Source organism: Bradyrhizobium sp. LTSPM299 (assembly GCF_000938235.1).
GTDB lineage: Bacteria > Pseudomonadota > Alphaproteobacteria > Rhizobiales > Xanthobacteraceae > Bradyrhizobium.
The window spans coordinates 1-21,022 of record NZ_JYMU01000006.1 but is presented as its reverse complement, the minus strand read 5'-3'; the positions used below and the strand labels follow the sequence as shown (position 1 = coordinate 21,022).

General features: G+C 64.4%; 22 protein-coding genes and 1 tRNA gene. 14 read left to right on the top strand and 9 right to left on the bottom strand.

Annotated features, from left to right (window positions below):
• The first annotated feature begins 101 nt into the window (after window positions 1-101).
• Entirely contained in the window at window positions 102-398 is a 297-nt protein-coding gene (locus tag UP10_RS01135; protein ID WP_044585614.1) for a septal ring lytic transglycosylase RlpA family protein, read from the top strand.
• A gap of 19 nt (window positions 399-417) precedes the next feature.
• Here the strand turns inward: UP10_RS01135 and UP10_RS01130 are convergent, their stop codons facing one another.
• Both UP10_RS01130 and UP10_RS01125 read right to left on the bottom strand, forming a co-directional pair.
• On the bottom strand, window positions 418-2,889 hold the full coding sequence (locus UP10_RS01130; RefSeq protein WP_044585613.1) for a PAS domain-containing hybrid sensor histidine kinase/response regulator: 2,472 nt from the start codon (window positions 2,887-2,889) through the stop codon (window positions 418-420).
• 72 nt (window positions 2,890-2,961) lie between these two features.
• Entirely contained in the window at window positions 2,962-3,732 is a 771-nt protein-coding gene (locus tag UP10_RS01125; protein WP_050043525.1) for a thermonuclease family protein, read from the bottom strand.
• A 331-nt stretch (window positions 3,733-4,063) separates the two neighbouring features.
• On the opposite strand from UP10_RS01125, the gene UP10_RS01120 reads away from it, so the two are divergent.
• The 4 genes from UP10_RS01120 to UP10_RS01105 all read left to right on the top strand — a co-directional run bounded on the left by UP10_RS01120 (window position 4,064) and on the right by UP10_RS01105 (window position 7,777).
• Window positions 4,064-4,270, top strand: coding sequence for a hypothetical protein (locus UP10_RS01120; protein WP_044585612.1), 207 nt, complete (start codon window positions 4,064-4,066; stop codon window positions 4,268-4,270).
• A gap of 180 nt (window positions 4,271-4,450) precedes the next feature.
• Entirely contained in the window at window positions 4,451-6,466 is a 2,016-nt protein-coding gene (locus UP10_RS01115) for an acetyl-CoA carboxylase biotin carboxylase subunit (RefSeq protein WP_044585611.1), read from the top strand.
• Between the two features lie 148 nt (window positions 6,467-6,614).
• Window positions 6,615-7,481: an isocitrate lyase/PEP mutase family protein gene (locus UP10_RS01110; protein ID WP_044585610.1), complete on the top strand. Its 867-nt coding sequence runs from the start codon at window positions 6,615-6,617 to the stop codon at window positions 7,479-7,481.
• Complete coding sequence (locus UP10_RS01105; protein ID WP_044585609.1) at window positions 7,478-7,777, top strand: acylphosphatase; 300 nt, start codon at window positions 7,478-7,480, stop codon at window positions 7,775-7,777. Before UP10_RS01110 ends, UP10_RS01105 begins: the two co-directional genes overlap by 4 nt.
• Window positions 7,778-7,888: 111 nt before the next feature.
• Here UP10_RS01105 and UP10_RS01100 read toward each other — a convergent pair whose 3' ends face one another.
• On the bottom strand, window positions 7,889-8,704 hold the full coding sequence (locus UP10_RS01100) for a class I SAM-dependent methyltransferase (protein WP_044585608.1): 816 nt from the start codon (window positions 8,702-8,704) through the stop codon (window positions 7,889-7,891).
• Window positions 8,705-8,868: 164 nt separating this feature from the next.
• Here UP10_RS01100 and UP10_RS01095 point away from each other — a divergent pair, with 164 nt between their 5' ends.
• Genes UP10_RS01095 through UP10_RS01085 form a run of 3 tightly spaced genes read left to right on the top strand, consistent with a single transcriptional unit; the run spans window position 8,869 to window position 11,577 of the window.
• Complete coding sequence (locus UP10_RS01095) at window positions 8,869-9,426, top strand: GbsR/MarR family transcriptional regulator (RefSeq protein WP_044585607.1); 558 nt, start codon at window positions 8,869-8,871, stop codon at window positions 9,424-9,426.
• A gap of 25 nt (window positions 9,427-9,451) precedes the next feature.
• Window positions 9,452-10,144: a DUF4166 domain-containing protein gene (locus UP10_RS01090; protein ID WP_044585606.1), complete on the top strand. Its 693-nt coding sequence runs from the start codon at window positions 9,452-9,454 to the stop codon at window positions 10,142-10,144.
• Complete coding sequence (locus UP10_RS01085) at window positions 10,141-11,577, top strand: TIGR01777 family oxidoreductase (protein ID WP_044585605.1); 1,437 nt, start codon at window positions 10,141-10,143, stop codon at window positions 11,575-11,577. Before UP10_RS01090 ends, UP10_RS01085 begins: the two co-directional genes overlap by 4 nt.
• Window positions 11,578-11,586: 9 nt before the next feature.
• Here the strand turns inward: UP10_RS01085 and UP10_RS01080 are convergent, their stop codons facing one another.
• On the bottom strand, window positions 11,587-12,438 hold the full coding sequence (locus tag UP10_RS01080; RefSeq protein ID WP_044585604.1) for a LysR family transcriptional regulator: 852 nt from the start codon (window positions 12,436-12,438) through the stop codon (window positions 11,587-11,589).
• Between the two features lie 118 nt (window positions 12,439-12,556).
• Between UP10_RS01080 and UP10_RS01075 the strand changes: the two genes are divergently transcribed.
• A complete protein-coding gene (locus UP10_RS01075; RefSeq protein WP_044585603.1) occupies window positions 12,557-12,985 on the top strand; it encodes a tautomerase family protein in 429 nt (142 codons plus the stop codon).
• 117 nt (window positions 12,986-13,102) lie between these two features.
• On the opposite strand, the gene UP10_RS01070 is transcribed toward UP10_RS01075, so the two are convergent.
• Window positions 13,103-13,810, bottom strand: a complete 708-nt coding sequence (locus UP10_RS01070) for an SGNH/GDSL hydrolase family protein (protein ID WP_044585602.1) — start codon at window positions 13,808-13,810, stop codon at window positions 13,103-13,105.
• Window positions 13,770-14,501 (bottom strand): lipoyl(octanoyl) transferase LipB, encoded by a 732-nt coding sequence (gene lipB / locus UP10_RS01065; protein ID WP_044585601.1) that lies wholly within the window; start codon window positions 14,499-14,501, stop codon window positions 13,770-13,772. The genes UP10_RS01070 and lipB overlap by 41 nt, the downstream gene beginning before the upstream one ends.
• A gap of 60 nt (window positions 14,502-14,561) precedes the next feature.
• On the opposite strand from lipB, the gene UP10_RS01060 reads away from it, so the two are divergent.
• The 3 genes from UP10_RS01060 (at window position 14,562) to UP10_RS01050 (ending at window position 15,592) form a co-directional block, all read left to right on the top strand.
• Window positions 14,562-14,804, top strand: a complete 243-nt coding sequence (locus UP10_RS01060; RefSeq protein WP_044537514.1) for a FliM/FliN family flagellar motor switch protein — start codon at window positions 14,562-14,564, stop codon at window positions 14,802-14,804.
• A gap of 98 nt (window positions 14,805-14,902) precedes the next feature.
• Window positions 14,903-14,987, top strand: a tRNA-Leu gene (locus UP10_RS01055).
• A 230-nt stretch (window positions 14,988-15,217) separates the two neighbouring features.
• Window positions 15,218-15,592, top strand: coding sequence for a hypothetical protein (locus tag UP10_RS01050; RefSeq protein WP_044585600.1), 375 nt, complete (start codon window positions 15,218-15,220; stop codon window positions 15,590-15,592).
• Here UP10_RS01050 and UP10_RS01045 read toward each other — a convergent pair.
• Entirely contained in the window at window positions 15,589-16,950 is a 1,362-nt protein-coding gene (locus UP10_RS01045) for a polysaccharide deacetylase family protein (RefSeq protein WP_044585599.1), read from the bottom strand. The genes UP10_RS01050 and UP10_RS01045 overlap by 4 nt on opposite strands.
• 112 nt (window positions 16,951-17,062) lie before the next feature.
• Window positions 17,063-17,884 carry a polysaccharide deacetylase family protein gene (locus UP10_RS01040; RefSeq protein WP_082076937.1) on the bottom strand — a complete coding sequence of 274 codons (822 nt, stop codon included), beginning with the start codon at window positions 17,882-17,884 and terminating at the stop codon, window positions 17,063-17,065.
• Window positions 17,885-17,967: 83 nt separating this feature from the next.
• Here UP10_RS01040 and mgtE point away from each other — a divergent pair, with 83 nt between their 5' ends.
• Both mgtE and UP10_RS01030 read left to right on the top strand, forming a co-directional pair.
• Window positions 17,968-19,389: a magnesium transporter gene (mgtE, locus tag UP10_RS01035; RefSeq protein WP_044585598.1), complete on the top strand. Its 1,422-nt coding sequence runs from the start codon at window positions 17,968-17,970 to the stop codon at window positions 19,387-19,389.
• Between the two features lie 70 nt (window positions 19,390-19,459).
• A complete protein-coding gene (locus UP10_RS01030; RefSeq protein WP_044586102.1) occupies window positions 19,460-19,771 on the top strand; it encodes a helix-turn-helix domain-containing protein in 312 nt (103 codons plus the stop codon).
• Window positions 19,772-19,922: 151 nt separating this feature from the next.
• On the opposite strand, the gene UP10_RS01025 is transcribed toward UP10_RS01030, so the two are convergent.
• Window positions 19,923-21,022: IS4 family transposase (locus tag UP10_RS01025; protein WP_044585443.1), on the bottom strand; the 1,100-nt coding region annotated here is incomplete at its 5' end.

Genomic DNA, 21,022 nt, shown 5'->3' with positions numbered 1-21,022 from the left:
TGCCATCATCGCATAGGACATCTGCTGGAACGGCGTCGCCGGAACCGGGAACCCTTCTGCCGGAACCGAGTTCCTTTGCGGGGCTCGACCGGTAGGTAACCATGAAAACCGCAGTAGCGTCAGCGGCTGTGCTGCTGTTTGCCTCTTGCACGGCAAACGCAGAGAGCGGCCTTGCGTCCTATTATCGTGGCATCGGCAGGAGTGGCGAAATGACCTGCGCACATCGCAGCAGACCTTTCGGCAGCATGGTCACGGTGTCCTACCGAGGGCGATCGATCCAGTGTCGTGTCAACGATCGCGGCCCGTTCATCCGCGGACGGATCATTGACGTCTCAACCGCGGCAGCCCGCGCGCTCGGCATTCTCGAACTCGGCGTCGCGCATGTGATGATCGAATAGGCTGCAATCGCGCGCAGCGTCATTGCGCCTTCGAGGCGGTTGTTCGTTGCTCGACGATCGCCTTCCTGAGCGTGCGCGACAGCGCTTCGACTGAATAGGGCTTCTGGATCAATTCGAAGCCCGAGTGGGCGTTCTCGGCGAGTACGTTGCTGTAGCCGCTGGTCAGCACCACGGGCAGGCCGGGAAACCGATCGCGGATGATTCCGGCGAGTTCGACGCCGTTCATGCCGGGCATGATCACGTCGGAGAACACGAGGTCGGCAGAGAACTCGTTCTCCGACAGGATTGCCAGCGCAGCATTGGCGTTGGCGGCGCGCTTCACGGAATAGCCGAGGTCTTCAAGCAGCTCGGTTGAGAAGCGACCGACATCGTCGTTGTCCTCCACGACAAGGACGCGATAGCCGCGGCCGATCGACGTCTGCTCGTTGCCGGCAGAGGCGGCGACCTTCGCATCCGCGGGCCGCATCGCCTGCGGCAAATAGATCGTGAAGCTCGCGCCGTGTCCGGGCGTGCTGGTGACCTCGATGTCGCCGTCGGACTGCTTGACGAAGCCGAAGGCCTGGCTCAATCCGAGACCGGTTCCCTTGCCGACCTCCTTGGTCGTGAAGAACGGTTCGAAGATCGCGTCGAGATTTTCGGGCGAGATGCCGCTGCCGGTATCCTGGATCGAGATCGCGACGAAGTCGCCGCTGCGTGAAGCCTGGGCGCGCAGCGCGGGGATGGTGTGGACCTTGCTGACTGCAATCGTCAGCTGGCCCTCGTTATCCATGGCATCGCGGCCGTTGACGGCCAGGTTGATCAGCGCGGTCTCGAACTGGCCGATATCCGCGATCGCAAAGCAGTCGGGATCGTCGATCCTGACCTCGATGTGGATCCGCCCGCCGACCAGCGGCCGGATCAATTGCGCCACGCTGTCGACCTGCGCACCGACGTTGAACACTTCGGGATTGAGCGGCTGCCGGCGCGCAAACGCCAGCAACTGGGCCGTCAGCTTGGAGGCGCGCTCCACGGTCTCCGAGATCGCATCGATGTAGCGGCGGCGGCGTTCGTCGGGGAGCTCGCGGCGGCGCAGAAAATCAGTCGCAGAGCGGATGATGGTCAGGAGATTGTTGAAGTCGTGTGCGACGCCGCCGGTGAGCTGCCCGACCGCTTCCATCTTCTGCGACTGCCGCAAGGCTTCCTCGCCACGGCGGCGCTCGGTGATATCGATGGCTTCCGGCACCGCGCCGACAATCGTGCCGTGCCGGTCGTGCAGCGGCCGCATCTCGAAATCGAAGTAGCGCTCGCCGATCGGCAACCGCAGCAGCATTTCGAGCTTGACGTCCTCGCCGCGCATCACCGTGGCGAAGGCGCCCTTGACCGCCTCGGGAATGCCTTCGGTCGCACTGAACCACGGCGTGTCCCAGAACGGCTTGCCGACGACGTCGGCCGGGTCGGCGCGGATGCCGGCCAGTGCGGTCCTGTTGGCATACAGCAGGTCGCCATCCTGGTTGAGCAGCCCCTGGTATTGATGGCTGGTCTCGAAGATCGCGCGCAACTGCGCTTCGTTGGACTCGAGCTGTGCGGTACGCTCGGAGATGCGCCGCTCCAGCGACTCGTTGAGCTTCCGCAGCTCGATTTCGGCTTCCTTGGCGGCCGTGATGTCATGGGCGACGCCGATGAAGCCGATATGCTTGCCGTTCGGATCCCAGCGCGGCTGCGACTCCGAGCGCAGCCAGCGCCAATCGTCAGTGGCGTTGCTGTAGCGTGCCTCGAGCACGAATGGCTTGAGCGAGAGCTCACCCGTGATCTGCTCCTGCAGCATGCGGGGCAGATCGTCCGGATGCAGCGCCTTGCGCCAGTCGAACACGATCGCCTCCTCGAACGGCAGGCCGAGAAAGTCGAGATAGGCCTGGTTGGCAAAGGAGCGCGTGCGGTCGAGCTTGGTCACCCAGATCGGAACCGGCGCGCTGTCGGCGATCAGGCGGAAGCGCTCCTCACTCTCGCGCAACGTCTCCTGCGCCAGCATCTGGTCGGTGACGTCGAGATCGGCGCCGACCAGGCGCAGCGCGCGTCCGCTGCGGTCGCGTTCGATCTTGGCGACGACGCGGATCCACCGGCTCTCGCCGTCGTTCGGGCGGATGATCCGGTACTCCGCCGTATAGTCCTCGCTTGCACCCTTGAGCACGCCGAACAGGTGCTCGACCGTCCGCTCGCGGTCCTCGGGGTGAATTCGTCCGACCCAATTCTCGTAGGTTTCATTGATTTCATCGGGCGGTAGCCCGTGCACCAGCAGATATTCGGGGGAGCGGCGGTTCCGCACGCCGTCGCGGAAATCGATCTCGAGCCCGCCGACCCGCGCGATGCGCTGGATTCGCGCGAGTTCGGCTTCGCGATCCTGCAATGCACGATGGGCTCGATCGCGTTCGCGCGCGATCTCCTCGAGATGCTGCCGCAGCCGTTCCGCGGCCGCGGCCTCGGGGAGCACATCGGAGGGATCGGGAGGGGTCATTCGTGCCGGCAACCTCTTGGGCTTAGTCTCACACAGGACGAGGCGGTTTTGCCAGCGGTGATTTTCTGGCGCTCACTTGCTCTTCGCACTGGGGCGGCAATTATAGGCCCTGCGGAACCCGGCGGCCTGCGCGTCTTCCTCCGAGCAGAACCAGCGATCCGGATTGGTTAAGCCCGGGTAACTGCGGCATGCCTGCAGGTGATAGATGCCGACATTGCCGGTGACGCGGGCGCGCACCGCGTACTTGCCCTTGATGTTGCAACTGGCCGGCATTGCGAGGTCGTCGGGAAACAGCGCCGCGCGGATCTGCGTGTCGCGGTCGGCCGGGCAGGAGTTGCCGAGCAGCGCGCCGTCCTTCTTGCCGCTGCGAAATTCGTGCGGTGCGACGAAGCAGCCTTTCCAAAGTCCCTGGCGGTCGTCCTTTGCAGCCGCTTCATCCGGTTTGAAGCGGCCGGTGGCGGATGCCTCGACATTTAGCGCATAGCCCTGGCGGACCAGCACCTGGCTCAGGCTGGTCGGATCGCCCTCGATCTTGCAGACGCCGAGGCGGCGCTTCTTTGCGGTGGGATCGACGCCGATATCGTCGCAATGAATGGGCTTGCCGCCGATCAGTCTGGTCAACTGGTCGCGCGCTTCGACGCCGCAAGCCCAGGGATCGGCGTGCTCGTCGATACAGGGCTGATCGACCGCCGGCGCGTCGATGCCGTCGAGGCGATAGGTTACATTGCCGAGCTGGATCGTGCTGCCGTCCTTGACGACCGCGGCCGCGGCCGCGGCGAGGCCGGGATTCGCTGGCAGCCATGCAAGCAGAAGTGCGATGGCGACGGGATTTCGGAACCGCATATTTTCACTTCAGGTCTTTGGCGGGCAGTCGAACTTCTAGCACAGGCTGACGCGATCGAACCAAGGCCTGTTTGCAAGACGAGCATGCGAGGCTTCACATCCGGTGGTTGGTGCCGACCTGAAGCGCGAGGCATTGCAATTGAAGGATGCGCGCATGGCCGGTGGGCTATCGGTGTCATCGTCGAGGTCGTTGCTGACATCTGGAGCCCGTGGTGCCTCGCACGCTGGCGGAGCAAATGGCGCCCCAGAAGACGACACCCGGCCAAAGATCTGATTGACTTGATGAGAACAAAATAGGAACATAAGGTCGCAATCGATACCGGATATCCCCATGACGTCTGCACGGCCCGAATCTGACGACGATGACGGGCTGGAAGCGGCTGTCGATCAGGCCATCTCAGCTTGCGGCGGGGACATGCGCGCCACCATCCGCGCGCTGATCGTTGCCAACGAATTCCTGGAAAACGAGGTCGGCGAGCTGATGAAAGCGGTCTCGCGCGCCCATTCCCGTGGCCGCTTCCAGACCTATTCGGGCTGAAGTCCCCCTCTGACTACCGCCAGACACCGGGCCGGCTCCCACGAGACCGTTGCCTCCGGTTCGTTTTGCTGTACCACGGGCTGGTGACGTCCAATCGCCCGTGCCAGATTGCGCGGGAGGGATCCTGCCCAAGTCGAAATCCAGTCGAAAATCCAAGCCAAAAGCCCAAGCAACAAAAGCATGTTCAAACGAATCCTGATCGCCAACCGCGGCGAGATTGCCTGCCGGGTCATCAAGACCGCTCGCCGTATGGGGATTGAGACGGTCGCCGTCTATTCCGAGGCCGACCGCGACGCGCTGCACGTCGAAATGGCCGATGAGGCCGTGCTGATCGGCCCGCCGGCCGCGGCCGAGAGCTACCTTTTGATCGACAAGATCGTCGAGGCCTGCCGCAAGACGGGCGCCGAGGCCGTGCATCCCGGCTACGGCTTCTTGTCCGAGCGCGAGGCGTTTCCGCGCGCACTGGAGGCGGCCGGTATCGTGTTCATCGGCCCGAACCCCGGCGCGATCGCCGCGATGGGCGACAAGATCGAATCCAAGAAGGCCGCCGCGAAGGCCAATGTCTCGACCGTGCCCGGCCATCTCGGCGTCATCGAGGACGACAAGCACGCAGTGCTGATCGCCGACGAGATCGGCTATCCCGTCATGATCAAGGCCTCCGCCGGCGGCGGCGGCAAAGGCATGCGCATCGCGCATTCGAAGGCGGAAGTGGCCGAGGGCTTCAACCTCGCGAAAGCCGAGGCGAAATCCTCGTTCGGCGACGATCGCGTCTTCATCGAGAAATTCATCGTCAACCCGCGCCACATCGAAATCCAGGTGCTCGGCGACAAGCATGGCAACGTGATCTATCTCGGCGAGCGCGAATGCTCGATCCAGCGCCGCAACCAGAAGGTCATCGAGGAAGCACCGTCACCGCTGCTCGATGAGCAGACCCGCCGCAAGATGGGCGAGCAGGCGGTCGCGCTGGCCAAGGCCGTGAATTACGATTCGGCGGGCACGGTGGAATTCGTCGCCGGCCAGGACAAGAGCTTCTTCTTCCTGGAGATGAACACGCGCCTGCAGGTCGAGCATCCCGTGACCGAACTGATCACCGGCGTCGATCTCGTCGAGCAGATGATCCGCGTCGCCGCCGGCGAGAAGCTTGGTCTCGCGCAGAAGGACGTGACGCTGACCGGCTGGGCGGTGGAATCCCGCGTCTATGCCGAGGATCCGTTCCGCAACTTCCTGCCGTCGATCGGGCGCCTGGTGAAGTATCGCCCGCCGGCCGAAGCAAGCCATGACGGAATCACCATCCGCAACGACACCGGCGTGCAGGAAGGCGGCGAGATCTCGATCTATTACGATCCGATGATCGCCAAGCTCGTCACCCACGCCCCCTCGCGTGCGGCCGCGATCGAGGCGCAGGCGACCGCGCTCGATGCGTTCTATATCGACGGCATCAGGCACAACATTCCGTTCCTGTCGGCGCTGATGAACCATCCGCGCTGGCGCGAGGGGCGGCTCTCGACCGGCTTCATCGCGGAGGAATTCCCGAAGGGATTTTCGGCGCGATCACCGGAGGGTGAGATCGCGCGCCGGCTGGCCGCGGTCGGCGCCGCGATCGATCACGTGCTCGGCGAACGCAAGCGGCAGATTTCCGGCCAGATGGGCGGCCGCGTGGTCCAGCGCGAGCGCCGCCGCGCGGTGTGGCTCGATCGCGCCGAGATCGCGCTCGACGTCGCGCGTGAGGGTGATGCGATCGCAGTGCGCTTCATCGGCGCTGACGGCTTGCCGGGCAACCCGCACAACCTTGTCTCGACCTGGGCGCCGGGCGAACCGGTCTGGCAGGGCACCATCGACGGCAATTTGGTCGCCTTGCAGGTGCGCGCCATCAACAACGGCTTCCGCCTGGCCCACCAGGGCTTTGAGGTTCCGGTCTATGTCTTCACCGAGGCCGAGGCCGCGTCAGCGCGGCTGATGCCGGTGACCACGGCGGCCGACACCGGCAAGAAGCTTCTGTGCCCGATGCCCGGGCTCGTGGTGTCGATCGCGGTGACCGAGGGGCAGGAGGTCAAGGCCGGTGAGACGCTGGCCGTGATCGAAGCGATGAAGATGCAGAACGTGCTGCGCGCCGAGCGCGACGGCACCGTGAAAAAGATCCACGCCGCCGCCGGTGCCACGCTGGCGGTCGACGCGCTGATCCTGGAGTTCGCGTAGACACAGTCCCGTCATTGCGAGCCAACGGGTCGCGCGAATGCGCGCCCGATGATAAACTCCGCGAAGCAATCCATCTTACCACACATGACGAGCGATGGATTGCTTCGTTGCTTCGCTCCTCGCAATGACGTTGATAGAGGGAGACACCATGGCCTTCCACAAACGACGTGACGCTCTCAGGTCGATTCTATCAGGTTCGACCTGTATCCGTCCGGGGTCGGTCTATGACGCGACTTCGATCCGGATCGCCGAGGATCTCGGCTTCGAGCTCGGCATGTTCGGCGGCTCGGTGGCGTCGCTCGCCGTGCTCGGCGACCCCGATATCGCCCTGATCACACTGACCGAGCTTGCCGAGCAGATGCGGCGGATGTCGCGCGCATCGGCCTTGCCCGTGCTCGTCGATGCCGACCACGGCTACGGCAACGCGCTCAATGTTCGCCGCACCGTGCAGGAGCTCGAAACCGCCGGCGCGGCCGGCCTTACCATCGAGGATACGCTGCTGCCGCAGGCGTTCGGGGAGGCGAAGACGCAGCTGATCTCGCTGGAGGAGGGCGTGGGCAAGATGAAGGCCGCGCTCGACGGCCGCGGCGATCCCTCGCTCGTCGTCATTGGGCGTACCGGTGCCGTCTCGATCACCAATCTCGACGATGCGATCGCGCGTGCCAGGGCCTATGAAGCCGTCGGCGTCGATGCGCTGTTCTTCACCGGCATCAAGTCGCGCGGCGAGTTGGAGGCGATCTCGGCTGCGACGCGGCTGCCGATCGTGCTCGGCGGTGCGCCGGAGGAGATGACCGCGCTCGACTATCTGGCAGGCCAGCGTGTCCGGATCGCGTTGCAGGGCCACGCACCGTTCGCGGCGGCGACGCAGGCCGTCTACGAGACCTTGAAGGCGCTGCGCGACGGCGCCTCGCCAAAGACCCTCAAGGGGATCGCCTCGTCCGAACTCACCGGCCGCGTGATGCGCGAAGCGGATACCAAGGCGCGCAGCGGCGAGTTCCTCGGCCTGAGAAAATGAGCGGCGCGATCTGCCACGTCACGGTTCGCGGCCGTGTGCAGGGCGTCGGCTATCGTGCCTGGGTGGCGGAGCAGGCTGTGTCGCGCGGCCTCGACGGCTGGGTCCGCAATCGCCGCGATGGCAGTGTCGAGGCGGTGTTTTCCGGACCCGAGGATATTGTTGCCGAGATGATCGCGGCCTGCCGGCGAGGGCCGTCGTCGGCGCGCGTGGAGAACGTGCAGGCGGGCACAGCCACGTCCGACCTGCTGAATCTGCGCGGGGCAGGCGAGCGCTTTACGTTTCTCCCGACCGTCTAGAGCATGATCCGGAAAAGTGTGAAGCGGTTTTCCGAAAGATCATACTCAAACAAGGAGCTAAAGCGCGATGACTATTCAACCCAATCTCATCGCGCTTTAGCCGCCGAGGTCCTAAGCGACCGCCGAGATCACCAGAGCCTGAATCTTCCCTTCGATAGGGCCATTGCCGAAACGGTGTGCCAACGCTTCTGCCACGCGCTGTGTTGCCGCTTCGAGACTCGGCTCACCCAGCGCCTCGATCTCACCGCGCATCGGCGTGCCTTGGCAGTAGGCGATGGCGGAATCCTGCGGCGAGGCCGCCGGACTCCGATGAGCGACCATCTCGATTCCAATGTCGCGAAAGCCTGCGGCGGTCAGGTCATCGCGAATGCGCGCCGGATCGTGATAGCCGTGCGGTGTCCGCGCCATGAATTGCGGAGGGTTGCTCGGAAACACCTGGTGCATCGTCTGCTGCATGACGTTGGCGAAATCGTTCTCTTCGATCTTGTCCCAGACGTTGAAGAGAAACCGTCCGCCTGGCCTGAGCACGCGCCGCGCCTCCGAATACCCCTTGATGCGGTCCGGAAAGAACATGGCGCCGAACTGGCAGGCGACAATATCGAAGCTCGCATCGCCAAAGGGGAGGGATAGTGCGTCGGCCTGCTGCCAGCTGATGTTTGTCTTGCCTGTGAGGTGCGTCTTGGCCTGCGCCAGCATCGGTTCGTTGAGATCGGTCGCCGTGATGTGGGTATCAGGCAATTCGCTCGCCAAGACAGTCGTGACGGCGCCGGTGCCAGCCGCGATCTCGAGCAGATCGCGGGGCTGGTGCGCCTTCGCGCGCGCGGCGAGATCGCGGGCATAGGGAGCGAAGATCATCGGGACCATCAGCCGGTCATAGGTCTGCGGGATCGAGCCGGTGAACGCCTTGTCGGATGCGGAAGCGGTCATGAAGCGCTCCTTTCAGGAGGCCGTGCGAGCGGGGCGGCCAAGGCGCGGACTATGCACCGGCGTTCCGGCCCGGCCAATCCGTCCGGTGACACGCGAGCCGGACCAAAGGGTGGGGGTCGGCCGTAGCGCTTGACTTCCGCTCCGTAGTGTCTGATATTTCTGTCATGACAGAAATAACCGCCAAGAAGAAACTTCCCGCCGCCGTTGAGCGCTTCATCCTGCATTGGGGCGACATGGGCGACGAGTGGGGGGTGAACCGCTCGGTCAGCCAGATCCACGGGCTGCTGTACCTGGCGGAATCGCCGATGACGGCGGAGGACATCGCCGAGACGCTTGGCATGGCACGGTCCAACGTCTCCAACTCGATCAAGGAATTGCTATCCTGGGGATTGATCCGGCGCGTGCCGATCCTTGGTGACCGCCGCGATCACTTCGAGGCGGAGACCGACATCTGGGAGGTCGCGGCGCGGATCGCGGCCGGACGCAAGGAACGCGAGATCGATCCTGCAGTCGACGCCTTGCGCGCCTGCGTCTCCGATGCCGCCGACGATCCGACCATCAGCCCGGTCGCCAGCAAGCGTCTGAAGGAGATGCTGGCGTTCACCGAGCTGGTCGACCGCTGGTACGCCCAGATGCTGAACGTGCCGCGACCGCGCCTGGTCGCGCTGATCAAGCTCGGCGAGAAGATCGTGAGTTTCCTCCCCATGGGCAAAGCCAAATAGGGACAGCGCGGTACGGGAGTGTGCGATGGCGTCAGCAAGAAGATCCAGCCTTAGGACATCGCCGGTCTCCGATCCAAAGCTGCTCGATGATCATCGCTTCCGTGCACTGCTGCCGGACGAAGAGTGGGGCCGCCTGCCGCTGGCGATCTGGCGGCGATTTTCAAAGCGCGTCGCGGACGGCAACAGCGTCGTCTATGTCGGCGAGGTCGAGGAGGCCTGGTCGAGCCGGCTTGGCTGGTGGCTGGCGCAGGCCGCGCGTTTGATCGGCGGGCCGCTGCCGACGGGCACCGAGACGCGGGTGCCGATGATCGTTACGGTGACAGAGGACGCGGCAAGCGGCGGCCAGATATGGACCCGCATCTGCGCGCGGCGCGACGGTTTTCCGCAGGTGATTCATTCCGCAAAACGCTTCGCCGGCCCGACCGGGCTCGAAGAGTATGTCGGCTTCGGCATCAGCATGGCGCTGCGGATTGCGGTCGAGCATGAGGCATTGGTGTTCCACAGCGTCGGCTACGCGCTGCAGGTCGGCCGCCTGCGGCTGCCGCTGCAGGTCGGCCGCCTGCGGCTGCCGCTGTCGGTCTGGCTGACGCCCGGCGATCTCACGGTCACTCACTCCGATCTCGGTGGCGGCGACTTCCGCTTCACGCTCGAGATTATCCATCCGCGCTTTGGCCGGCTGATCCGTCAGTCCGCCGTGTTCAGGGAGGCCTCGTTATGACGCCGCTGCTGTGGGCCCTGGTTGCCATCCAGATCGCGATGGGTGCCTTCGACACCTTCTATCACCATGAATTCACCGAGCGGCTGGCATGGCGCCCCTCGCAGCGTCACGAGCTGAAGCTGCACAGCCTCCGCAACATGCTCTATGCGCTGCTGTTCCTGGTGCTCGGATGGCTGGAGGTGCACGGCATCTTTGCGATCGCAATCATCGCGGTGCTGGTGATCGAGGTCGTCATCACGCTGATGGATTTCGTCGAGGAGGATCTGAGCCGAAAGCTGCCGCCGAGCGAGCGGATCAATCACACGCTGCTCGCGATCAATTACGGCGCCATTCTCCTGTTGTTGCTGCCGGTCCTGATCGACTGGGCGATGCGGCCGACTGCGATTGAACCCGCCTATGCTGGGCTGCTGAGCTTCTTCGCGGCCGCCTCGGCGATCGGCGCAGCTGTCTTTGGCGTGAGGGATATTGCCGCTGCCAGGCGGCTTGGGCGGATGACCAGCGTGCCTGCAGCAACTCTCGTCGACAAATTGCCGGCACGGCAGACCGTGCTTGTCACCGGCGCGACCGGTTTCATCGGCAGCCGGCTGGTCGCAAGCCTGACCGCATCGGGCCATCAGGTGATTGCGCTGATCCGCAATCCGGCCAAGGCCGAGATGCTGTGGCCGCCGATCACGCTGATCACCAGCCTCGACCAGTTGCCGGCGGAGACGAGGATCGATGCAATCGTCAACCTCGCGGGCGAGCCGATCGGCAATGGGCTGTGGACCGAGACCAAGCGCCGCGAAATCCTGACATCACGCGTCAACATGACGACTGATATCGTCAAGCTGATCGCGCGGCTCGACCGCAAACCATCCGTGCTGGTGAGTGGATCCGCGATCGGCTGGTACGGGCTCTGGCAGGACCAAGTGCTGACCGAATCGGCGAAATCACACGCCTGCTTCAGCCATGAACTCTGCGAAGCCTGGGAGAGTGCGGCCAGACCCGCCGGCGATCTCGGCGTGCGCGTGGTGTATCTGCGGGTTGGTCTCGTGATCGGCACCGATGGCGGCTTCATCACGCGGATGCTGACCCCGTTCGAGTTCGGCCTCGGTGGACCGCTCGGCTCGGGCAAGCAATGGATGTCATGGATCGAGCGCGACGATCTCGTCCGCTTGATTGCGCATGTGATTGCCAAGCCGGATCTTTCGGGGCCGATCAATGCGACCGCGCCGATCCCGGTGACCAACACGACATTCACCGAGGAGCTCGGACGCCGCCTGCACCGGCCCGCGATCTTCCGTGTTCCCGCCGCGTTGTTGCGCGTGGCCGGTGGCGACTTTGCCGAAGAGCTCCTGCTCGGCGGCCAGCGCGTACTGCCGAACAAGGCACTGAGCAACGGCTTTGTGTTCCGGCACGAAACCTTGCGTAGTGCGTTCGAGGCGATTTTGTAGGGCTGCATGTCAGGCAGCAGCGACACTCCGAAACGTTGCCGCCAATGTCCGCAGCGCCGCCAGCTTGGCGGGATCGCTGACCTTGGAATGCAGCATCACCTTTGACGGACCGAGCCGCGGCAGCTTGTGGGCCCGCCCGATATCGATCAGCCCTGGCGGTGCGATGCGGCGGACGAGGGGCGCGACGGCAAGACCCGCAAGCGCGGCGGCGACCACGGCGGTGACGCCGCCGCCGACGAAGCTTTCGGTCCAGGCGATGCCGGCCTTGTCCAGCGCGCGGACCGCCACGGCGCGGACGCCGCAGGGCGGCGCCAATGTTGCCAGCGGCAGCGCGTCGCCGCGCGGCCACACGAAGCGTTTCGTCGCGAACCAGCCGAACTCGTCCTCGGCCAGTTTCTCGCCGCCGCGCCGGCTGCCTTCCTGCCGCACGATCACGGCGTCGAGCGCGCCGGCATCGTAGGCGTCGAGCATCTCGCGCGAGAAGCCGATGGTGACGGCGAGCGCAAGCCGTGAAGCCATCGCATGCAGCCGTTCCAGCAGCGGCACCAGTTCGGGACCGGCGGCATGATCGCTGATCCCGAGCGTGAGTTGCTGCCGCGCCGGCGTCTCGCCTGACAGCGCGCGATCATGCGCCTCCATCAGGGCGCGGGCATGGTGCAGGAAGGCCGAGCCGTCGGCAGTCAGCCGCACCGCGCGCGGTGAGCGCTCGACCAGCCGCTTGCCAAGAACCGCTTCGAGCCGCTGCAGCTTCATGCTGATCGCGGCCTGCGTGATGCCGAGCGCTTCGGCGGCACGGGTGAAGCCTTGCAGTTCGGCGACGAGGAGGAAGGCCTGCACGGTATCGATGTCGAGCGTTGTCATGGATAATCAGATATCGTTATCACTGATATTAGAATTGATAAGATACCAGAATGATGAGGAGAGGTCTAGCTAGAGGAGGCGCGGTTCACTCGTGCGTATGAATTCAAGGAGACCGACCATGCCCCTTCTCACTGTCACCTATGCAACCTCCCGCCAGTCGCCGTCGCTGAAATCGGATATTGCCGCGGCCGTGTCCGAACTCACGGCCAAGATCCTGCACAAGGATCCCCGTGTCACCGCAATCATCGTGAAATCCGCCGATGCCGCCGGCTGGTTCGCGGGCGGAAAGTCGCTCGCCGAGCAGAAGCTCGCGAGCTATTGGCTCGACATCCATGTGACCGAAGGCACCAATACCAAGGACGAGAAGGCGGCCTATCTCGCAGCCTTGTTCCAGCGGATGGAAGAGCTGCTCGGCCCGCTGCACAACGAGACCTACGCACATGTCGACGAGGTCAAGGGCGACGCCTACGGGTTTGGTGGCCTCACACAGGAGCGACGTTACATCGCCGGCAAGCTCGAGGTCTCGCCGCAGAAGGCGGCTGCGTAATCGTGGCGGGCGCGTCGCTCCAGATTCTTGTTTTGACGCGTTTTCTTCACGCGAACCGGCGTCCACGGAGCCTGTCATCGGGCGCGCATTCGCGCGACCCGTTGGCTCGAAAACGCTCTAGGGACACTGCGCGCTGATCGCGCTCTCGATCGTGCTGGTCCAGGCGGCGTATCCATCGGCGCTGAGATGGACGCCGTCTGCGACCACGGGGCTGGTCTTGGTCTGCAGCGTGCCGACATCGATCAGCGGGATCGAACGGTCGTGCGCGGTCTGCCGGATCGCCTGGTCGATCTCCGACAGGCGCGCCCGATCGATCTCGTCGGCCATCACGCCTGACGCTGCGACCGGCGTCGGCGACACCACAAAAACCTTGTCGGCAAGCGCGGCGGCCCGCTGCACGATCTCACGATAGGTTTCGGCAAACGGACGCCGGTCGACGCGAATGCTGTTGTTGATGCCGACCGAGATCACCAGCACGGCCGGAGCAAACCGGATGCGGTCGAACGCCTCGACCATGCGGAGCACACCGCTGGCGACCGCGCCACCATAGGCGGCATTGATTACGGGCTGGCCGCAGAGGGTGGGCGCGAAGTGCGCGTCCTGGACAATGCTGTCGCCGACGAAGACGACTGCTTTCTCACCGTTTCGCTGCACCATGAAATCCTGGATGCGCTGCAGGATTTCGTTTTCGCGGCGTTCGGCAATCGATGTGTCCAGCATGTGAAACGACAATCCAGCTACGACCAGAACAACAAAGGCGACCAGGAAGCGCTTGCGCATCAGCTCACAGCGCGGGCGCTTCGCTGCCGGCTTTTGCAGCGGCACCGAACACCTCGGAAAACGCCTGCCGGAGCGCGACATCGACATCGGCCATGGTGACGGGAAGCCCGAGATCGACCAGCGAGGTGACACCGTAGCGGGGATCGACCACGCCGCATGGCACGATGGCCTGGAAATGCGACAGGTCCGGCTCGACATTGATGGCGATGCCGTGGAACGAGACCCAGCGGCGCAGGCGGACGCCAATCGCGGCAATCTTGTCCTCGAAGCCCAAGCCCTTGTCGGGGCGCCTGACCCAGACCCCCACGCGGTCCTCGCGGCGCTCACCGCGGATGTTGAAGGCCGCGAGCGTGCGGATGATCCATTCCTCGAGCGAGGCGACATAGGCGCGCACGTCCGGCCGCCGCCGCTTCAGGTCGAGCATCACATAGCCGACCCGCTGGCCGGGGCCGTGATAGGTGACCTGACCGCCGCGACCGCTCTGAAACAGCGGAAAACGGGGATTCAGCAGGTCATCGTCCCTGCCGCTGGTTCCTGAGGTGTAGAGCGGCGGGTGCTCCAGCAGCCACACCAGCTCCGGCGCGCCGCCAGCGGCAATGTCCGCCACCCTGGCGTCCATTTCGGCAAGGGAATCGGGATAGGGGACGAGACGGTCCGAAACCCGCCATTCGACCGCGCCGCTGCCGGGGGGCAGGGCAAAGGTCGTCAAATCAAGGCTTTGGCGGTCGTTAACCATTGGCTAACCCTAACGTGATCAGTTGAACTCACAATTTAGTTCCAGTTCGGCGGTTCAGAAGTGCCCACCCTCGATAAAGTCAGCGTTGATCTCATGGTGGTCCTCGGCACGACCACCATGCCTATCCACCAGGTGATGCGGCTGTCCCGCGGCGCCATCATCGAACTGGACGCCACCGAGGCTGACGAGGTCAAGATACTCGCCAACAACCTTCCGGTGGCCAGCGGCGTGGTCCTGGTCGACCGCAACCGGATCGCGGTCGAGGTCAAGCAAATGCTGCCGAAATTGCCCGGTGTTCGGTAGTTAATTCCGTCACCAACCGCCTTGTCCCTGCATCTCTGATTTGTTAAATGGCCCCGTCGATCCGGCTGATCCCCATGGGGTCCAAGCCGGAATCCCCAGCGCTCGTGGCGGAATTGGTAGACGCGCTGCCTTGAGGTGGCAGTGAGTAAAATCGTGGGGGTTCGAGTCCCTCCGAGCGCACCAACAATATCAGCATAATTTCGGCTTGCCCGACCGTGTCGGGGAGCAGGATGCACCATGCCCGCCTGCCTGCACCGGGAAATTGGGCGCGGCCGGGCCCAGCCGATGCCGTCCTGTAACAGCGATCGGCTAGTTTCGCGGACGGATGGCCTGCCGGTTCGGCGCTGCCGGCCCGAGGGGCCTGATTCTGCTGGCAGCGTGGGCTGGGGAACAAGTTTCACCAGGAGCGCCAAATGACGTTTTTGAGCTACGCCTACCGTGCCCTCTCCAATTTCGTGTTCCTGGGGCTGGTCTATTTCAGCCTGAATTACCTGGAGAAGTACGAGCAGCGCGCGATTGTGGCGATCCTGGTCTTCATCTATGCGGCGATGCATGCGTTCTCCGCCCTGCGCTCCTTCTCCTTCTTCCAGCGCATCGAGCGGCTGGAAGGCGAGACGCGCCGGCTGGTCGCGGCCTCGGGCGAGGGGCCCAATTCGGCGGCCTCGCGCAAGCAGATCGTCAGTGACGTCACCGCGCTCCGGCACGCCGGCGAGATCAAGGCCTATATCGATCTGTTCTTCCTCGCGCTGGTGATTCTGCTCTGCATCGCCAAGATCGTCACGAACTAATCCGGCACCCGCTTGGCGATCGCCGTTGCCTCCGCGTGCGGCGTGCGCTTCTTCAGGCTGGCGATGCGGACCGAGCCTGGTTTCCTGGTTTGCACGGCATGCTCAGGCGCGGCGCGACCTTTGCCATGCGCGATGGCCGGCGGCAGATGCGCGGTCCGCTTGGCGGGTTTGGCCTGGCGTGCGGAGAGGGCCTGCGATCGGGGCGCAGCCGGCGTGGCCGCGCTCGCCACGCGAGCGGCTCGAGATCGCGCTGCGAGCAGGGTCGGGCGCTCTCCTTCGGGGATTCTGAAGACGCCCGCTGCCGGGATCGCCAAGGTCGGGGCTGAATTCAGCTGCGCGAGCTGCGGCTGCGGCCAGAGTGCCCGCCGGGACTCGCCGATGTGGGCGTGTTGCGCGTGATCGAGCGCCTCGGCGTCGCGCCAATCCAGGTTCGAAAACACCGGTGCGGGCAGCGCCCTCGTCTCGGCGAAGATGAAATTCGGAACGCTCGGCCAGCGCTTGACCGCCACCCTCTCTGACGGCGGATTCATATACCATTGCTGCGGTTCGGTCGGCGTCGCCGGCAGCTCCGGCGTTGCGGGCACGACGTGGACGATGCGGTAGCCGCGTTCCTTCAGCGTGGCCAGGATTCGTGGCAGCGCCGCGACGGTGCGCGGCTGGATGTCGTGCAGCAGCAGGATGCCCTTGCCCTTGGCTTCGATCCGCTGGATCGCGAGGTCATAGACCCGCTGCGGCGAGACATGGCGCCAGTCATCGGCCGGGAAATCCGCGCTCCAGACCTGGATGCCCTGCGAGGCCAGATATTGCTCGACGCCCGCGGCGCGCAGCAAACCGGGAATTCGGAAGAACGGCGCAAGCTTGCTCTTGTCGCCATTCAGCGCGGCCAGTGTCGAGGCGATACCGTCGTCGATTTCCTGCCGGGCCTTCTCGATCGGCATCTTGTTCATGGTCAGCGGATGGTGCTGGGTGTGCGTGCCGACGGTATGCCCGGCCGCGATCAGCTTGCGCACACCTTCCGGATTGGCATTGGCCTGGCCGCCGATGGTGAAGAAGGTCGCCTTGACGCATTGGCTGGCGAGAATGGCCAGGATCTGGTTGCTGTATTTCGGCAGCGGGCCATCGTCGAAGGTCAGCACTACCTCGTGATCGGCGAGCGGCAGCGTCTCCGGATACTGCATGGTGCCGATCCGCGGATGTTCCCGGGGATCGACCACGAGGGTCCGGGATGTGCCGAGCGCGTTGGGGTTGCCCGGGCAGTCCCCCGCAAGCGCCGTTTGGGCCATGAAGCAACCCAGTAACGCGCCGCCAACGACGGTCCATGACCGCTTCCGGATACTCACCAGGACACCAGCTAACATAAATCCTCGGCCGCATTCCAAACGCACTGCAAAATCCTTAACGGCGGCGCCATGAACGCGGCCTTAATGATCTGTAATCCAGCCGATCTGTAGTCCAACTCCTGGTTCGGGTTCAATGTGTCCGATCGGACACGACTTTGGCGGCAGCCGGGACGATATGGACGATGCGGTATTCATGCTCGCGCAGGTACCGCAAGAAGGCCGGCAGCATGTCGTCCGTTCGCTGCTGCGGGTCATGCAGCAGGATAATTCCCTTGCGGTGGGCTTCGAGCCGCGCGGTGAGCAGTTTCAGTTCCTCTTCGGGCGTCATCTTGACCCAGTCGCTGGCCCAGAAATCGGCTCCAAACACCGCGATACCGCGCTTTTCCAGGACGTCCAGCAGCTCGGGCGTCGATTCGAAATAGGGGAACCGGAAAAACAGCGTCTTTGGGGTCGTGCTCGCCGTCCCGTGCAGCGCCTTATCGACCGCTGCGATGCCGCGGTCGATGTTGGCTTCGGCCTCGTCCGTCGACGGCTTGTTGAGATGCGGATGGTCCCAGCTGTGATAGCCGACGGTGTGGCCGAGGCGGGCGACCTTGCGCACCATATCGGGATGATCGGTCGCGTTGCGACCGACCATGAAGAAGGTGGCGCGCACGCATTCGGCTGCCAGCGCCTCCAGCACCTGGTCGGTGCGCCCCGGCGTCGGCCCGTCGTCGAAGGTCAGCACGATCTCGTGGTCCTGCAGCGGCAGGGTCTGCGGAAAGCTCTTCAGCCCGACGCGCGGATAGGTCGCGGGATCGACCTCGAGCACCCGTGAGGTGCCGAGCGCGTCCTCGCGCGGGCAATCGGCGGCGCGCGCGGAGGTGATCAGAGAGATGGGCGCAACGGTGATCGCGACGAGCAGCGCGAGGGCATGCCGTTTTGATCGTGTTCCGTTGGACACATTTCTCATTGCACAGGTCACCACCGATTAGGTAATCCGTTCCGCACAACTCAGACCAATTCTCCACTCCTGTCAAACCGGCGAGACGCGGCATGGCCGAGGACATCGACGTTGCCCAACCCGTCGGCACAGGCGTGCTCGATCGCACGCCAATGCGTGACGAGGAGGGGCAGCTCCGCCACGAATTCGTCGAAGGGATCACGCGCGCCATCCACGCCGCCGATCGGCCGTTGTTGTGTGAGGTGGTGGCGGAACTGCACGAGGCCGATCTCGGCGATCTGATCGAGGCGCTCGCGCCCGAGGACCGGGTCTCTCTCGTCGAGATCACGGGTGCGGATTTCGACTTCTCGGCGCTCAACGAGGTCGACGAGACCGTCCGCGAGGAGATTCTCGAGGAGCTCGAGCCGGAGACGGTCGCCGAAGGCGTCCGCGAGCTCGAATCCGACGATGCCGTCGAGCTGCTGGAAGGCCTCGACGAGGAGGACCAGGAAGAGATCCTGGAAAAGCTGCCGGCGGCCGAACGCGAGGACATCGAGCGCAGCCTGCTGTATCCGGAAAACTCCGCCGGCCGGCGGATGCAGACCGAGTTCATCGCGGTGCCGCCAAGTTGGACCGTCGGGCAGGCGATCGACTACATGCGCGACACGCCCGACCTGCCGGAGCGCTTCTACGAAATCTATGTGGTCGACGCCGACAAGCATTGGCTTGGTGCGGTCTCGCTGGATGCGCTGTTGCGCGCGCGCCGCCCGGTGCCGATCACGGAACTGGTCGATGAAGACCGCCGCCGGGTCTCCGCACTGGAGGACCAGGAGGAGGTCGCGCGGATGTTCGGCAAGTACAATCTGGTCGCAGCCCCCGTGGTCGACACGACAGATCATCTGGTCGGCGTGATCACCATCGACGACGTCGTCGACGTGATCGAGGAGGAGGCCGACGAAGACCTCAAGGCGCTCGGCGGCGTCACCAGCGACGAAGAGCTCTCCGACACGGTCTGGACCATCGCCCGCGGCCGCTTCAACTGGCTGCTGGTCAACCTTGCCACCGCTTTCCTGGCCTCGTCGGTACTCGGCCTGTTCGAGGGCCAGCTCGAGAAGATGGTGGCGCTCGCGGTGCTGGCGCCGATCGTGGCGAGCCAGGGTGGCAATGCTGCGACCCAGACCATGACGGTGGCCGTACGCGCGCTCGCCACCCGCGAGCTCGGCTCCTTCAATGCCATGCGCGTAGTGCTGCGCGAGACCACGGTCGGGCTCGTCAACGGCCTCGCGTTCGCCATCATCACCGGCATTGCCGCGGTGGCCTGGTTCAAGATCCCCGGCCTCGGTATCGTGATTGGCCTCGCCATCGTCTGCAATCTCGTTGCCGGCGCGCTCGGGGGCATTTTGATCCCGATCGTGCTGGACCGGGTGCGGGTCGACCCCGCAGTCGCTTCCGGCACATTTGTCACGACGGTCACTGACGTGGTCGGGTTCTTCTCGTTTCTCGGCATCGCCACTTTGTGGTTTGGTCTGAATTAGCCCCGCCCTTATCGTTAATTGGACCTTAAGCGGCTTTGCGGATGATGTCGCCATGCCCAAGGGGGACATCATGCAGCGCTTGCGGCTCAAGGCGGACGGACGGATCGTCGAATTGCGCGACGGCAAGGAATTTCCGTTGGCTCCTGCGATGCCGGCACCCGCGCCATGCGCGTCACAGCCCGCGGTCCGTGACTTGCGCCGCCGTGCGCAACTGACCCAGCTCGAATTCGCCGCCAAGCTCGGCGTCCCCGTGGAAACCATCCGCAACTGGGAGCAGGGCAAGCGCGCGCCGCGCGGCCCCGCCCGCGCGCTGCTCGCCGTGATCGCCCATTCGCCCGAGACGGTGTTCGCGGCGCTTTCGAGCGAGCCTGCGCCGGCTTGAGGGGGGCTGGCTCTCGCTGTCGGAACAAATGCTCTCACCCCTTTTCCGGTGTCGTCGCCCGCGAAGGCGGGCGATCCAGTATTCCAGAGACAGTTGTGCTTGAGCCGATGGGCCGCGGCGTACTGGGTCGCCCGGTCAAGCCCTACGAGATTCACACATCTGCTCGGAGTTTCCAGCCGCGAAGCATGGCCTTGAGAGCTTGCAGCCCTTGCATCATTACGATTGGTCCTGGTTTGCCGTAGTAACCGGTCCATCCACCAAGTCGCGCGCACACCCAACTGGCATACGCGAGCGATCCTTTGGGATGAGGGTTCTTCTGTTTCTCGGTCTTGCCTTCGAGGCTTTGGCAAATCGCCTCCAGCGCGGGCTGGTCCTCGGGGTCGAGCGCATCGTGCAACGGCCGCCCAGCCGTACCATCGCGCTCGCGCACCATTTGCAGCACTTGGATGGCGGCGATCAGCGTCGCGGTGGTCAGGTTCTCGAACGGCCCATCCTCAGCGATACGCACCGCCTCGATATCGAAGCCCTTGGTTTTCATCACTCGGAACACCTGCTCGATGGTCCAACGCTGACGGTAGAAGTGCGTGATCTGGAGCGCATCCGCGAGCGTGGCCACCTTATGCGTTGTCAGCAACCGCCAATGCACCGGCGTTATGCCATCCGGCGGATCAACTTCACGCGCTTCGACCAAAGTGAGCGTGACCGTCTTCGGCAGTTTTGCCGCTTCGGCGGGATGGTTGCGTTTCGGCCGCTTCAGGATGATCTCACGTGCGCGCAGCGCCAGCACCGCCTGACGGGCAGGCCGGCCCGGATTGGCCGGCAGATCAATCGTCTCGCGGCCCAGTTCAGCGACACCTTCCATGCAGTTATAGAGCGTGCCCCCACCTTCCAGCACGCGATCATGATGAGCGCGGATCAGCAGCTCGGTCTCAGTGGGACGGCAGGCGAATTCCTCGTAGATATCTCCTTCCCGGTCGGCCACGACGGTGACGCAGGCAGCTCCAGAGGTGACCAAGCTGGCCGCTGTATTTGTCGCGTCGAGCCAACGGCTGCTCTCCTTTTCAGCGAAAGGCCGCTTCTTACAGAGGTGCTTCTTGCCGCCAACGTGATTGAGGAACACCGCATCCACAAGTCCGAGCAAGCCGCCATCGTGGGCGTCTACCGCAATCATTGGATGCAGGTTCAAACTGCGCTGCTTACCATCGTCGCGCAGGGTCGTCGTATCCTGGATCGCGAGGATATGACGCTCCT

Bases quoted from the DNA above. Each gene is read 5' to 3' on its own strand.
- UP10_RS01045 (WP_044585599.1), bottom strand. From the start codon at position 16,950: ATGTTAGCTGGTGTCCTGGTGAGTATCCGGAAGCGGTCATGGACCGTC.
- UP10_RS01125 (WP_050043525.1), bottom strand. From the start codon at position 3,732: ATGCGGTTCCGAAATCCCGTCGCCATCGCACTTCTGCTTGCATGGCTG.
- UP10_RS01085 (WP_044585605.1), top strand. From the start codon at position 10,141: ATGACGCCGCTGCTGTGGGCCCTGGTTGCCATCCAGATCGCGATGGGT.
- UP10_RS01100 (WP_044585608.1), bottom strand. From the start codon at position 8,704: ATGACCGCTTCCGCATCCGACAAGGCGTTCACCGGCTCGATCCCGCAG.
- UP10_RS01135 (WP_044585614.1), top strand. From the start codon at position 102: ATGAAAACCGCAGTAGCGTCAGCGGCTGTGCTGCTGTTTGCCTCTTGC.
- UP10_RS01110 (WP_044585610.1), top strand. From the start codon at position 6,615: ATGGCCTTCCACAAACGACGTGACGCTCTCAGGTCGATTCTATCAGGT.
- UP10_RS01130 (WP_044585613.1), bottom strand. From the start codon at position 2,889: ATGACCCCTCCCGATCCCTCCGATGTGCTCCCCGAGGCCGCGGCCGCG.
- UP10_RS01095 (WP_044585607.1), top strand. From the start codon at position 8,869: ATGACAGAAATAACCGCCAAGAAGAAACTTCCCGCCGCCGTTGAGCGC.
- UP10_RS01050 (WP_044585600.1), top strand. From the start codon at position 15,218: ATGACGTTTTTGAGCTACGCCTACCGTGCCCTCTCCAATTTCGTGTTC.
- lipB (WP_044585601.1), bottom strand. From the start codon at position 14,501: ATGGTTAACGACCGCCAAAGCCTTGATTTGACGACCTTTGCCCTGCCC.
- UP10_RS01075 (WP_044585603.1), top strand. From the start codon at position 12,557: ATGCCCCTTCTCACTGTCACCTATGCAACCTCCCGCCAGTCGCCGTCG.
- UP10_RS01120 (WP_044585612.1), top strand. From the start codon at position 4,064: ATGACGTCTGCACGGCCCGAATCTGACGACGATGACGGGCTGGAAGCG.
- mgtE (WP_044585598.1), top strand. From the start codon at position 17,968: ATGGCCGAGGACATCGACGTTGCCCAACCCGTCGGCACAGGCGTGCTC.
- UP10_RS01030 (WP_044586102.1), top strand. From the start codon at position 19,460: ATGCAGCGCTTGCGGCTCAAGGCGGACGGACGGATCGTCGAATTGCGC.
- UP10_RS01040 (WP_082076937.1), bottom strand. From the start codon at position 17,884: ATGAGAAATGTGTCCAACGGAACACGATCAAAACGGCATGCCCTCGCG.
- UP10_RS01105 (WP_044585609.1), top strand. From the start codon at position 7,478: ATGAGCGGCGCGATCTGCCACGTCACGGTTCGCGGCCGTGTGCAGGGC.
- UP10_RS01080 (WP_044585604.1), bottom strand. From the start codon at position 12,438: ATGACAACGCTCGACATCGATACCGTGCAGGCCTTCCTCCTCGTCGCC.
- UP10_RS01115 (WP_044585611.1), top strand. From the start codon at position 4,451: ATGTTCAAACGAATCCTGATCGCCAACCGCGGCGAGATTGCCTGCCGG.
- UP10_RS01090 (WP_044585606.1), top strand. From the start codon at position 9,452: ATGGCGTCAGCAAGAAGATCCAGCCTTAGGACATCGCCGGTCTCCGAT.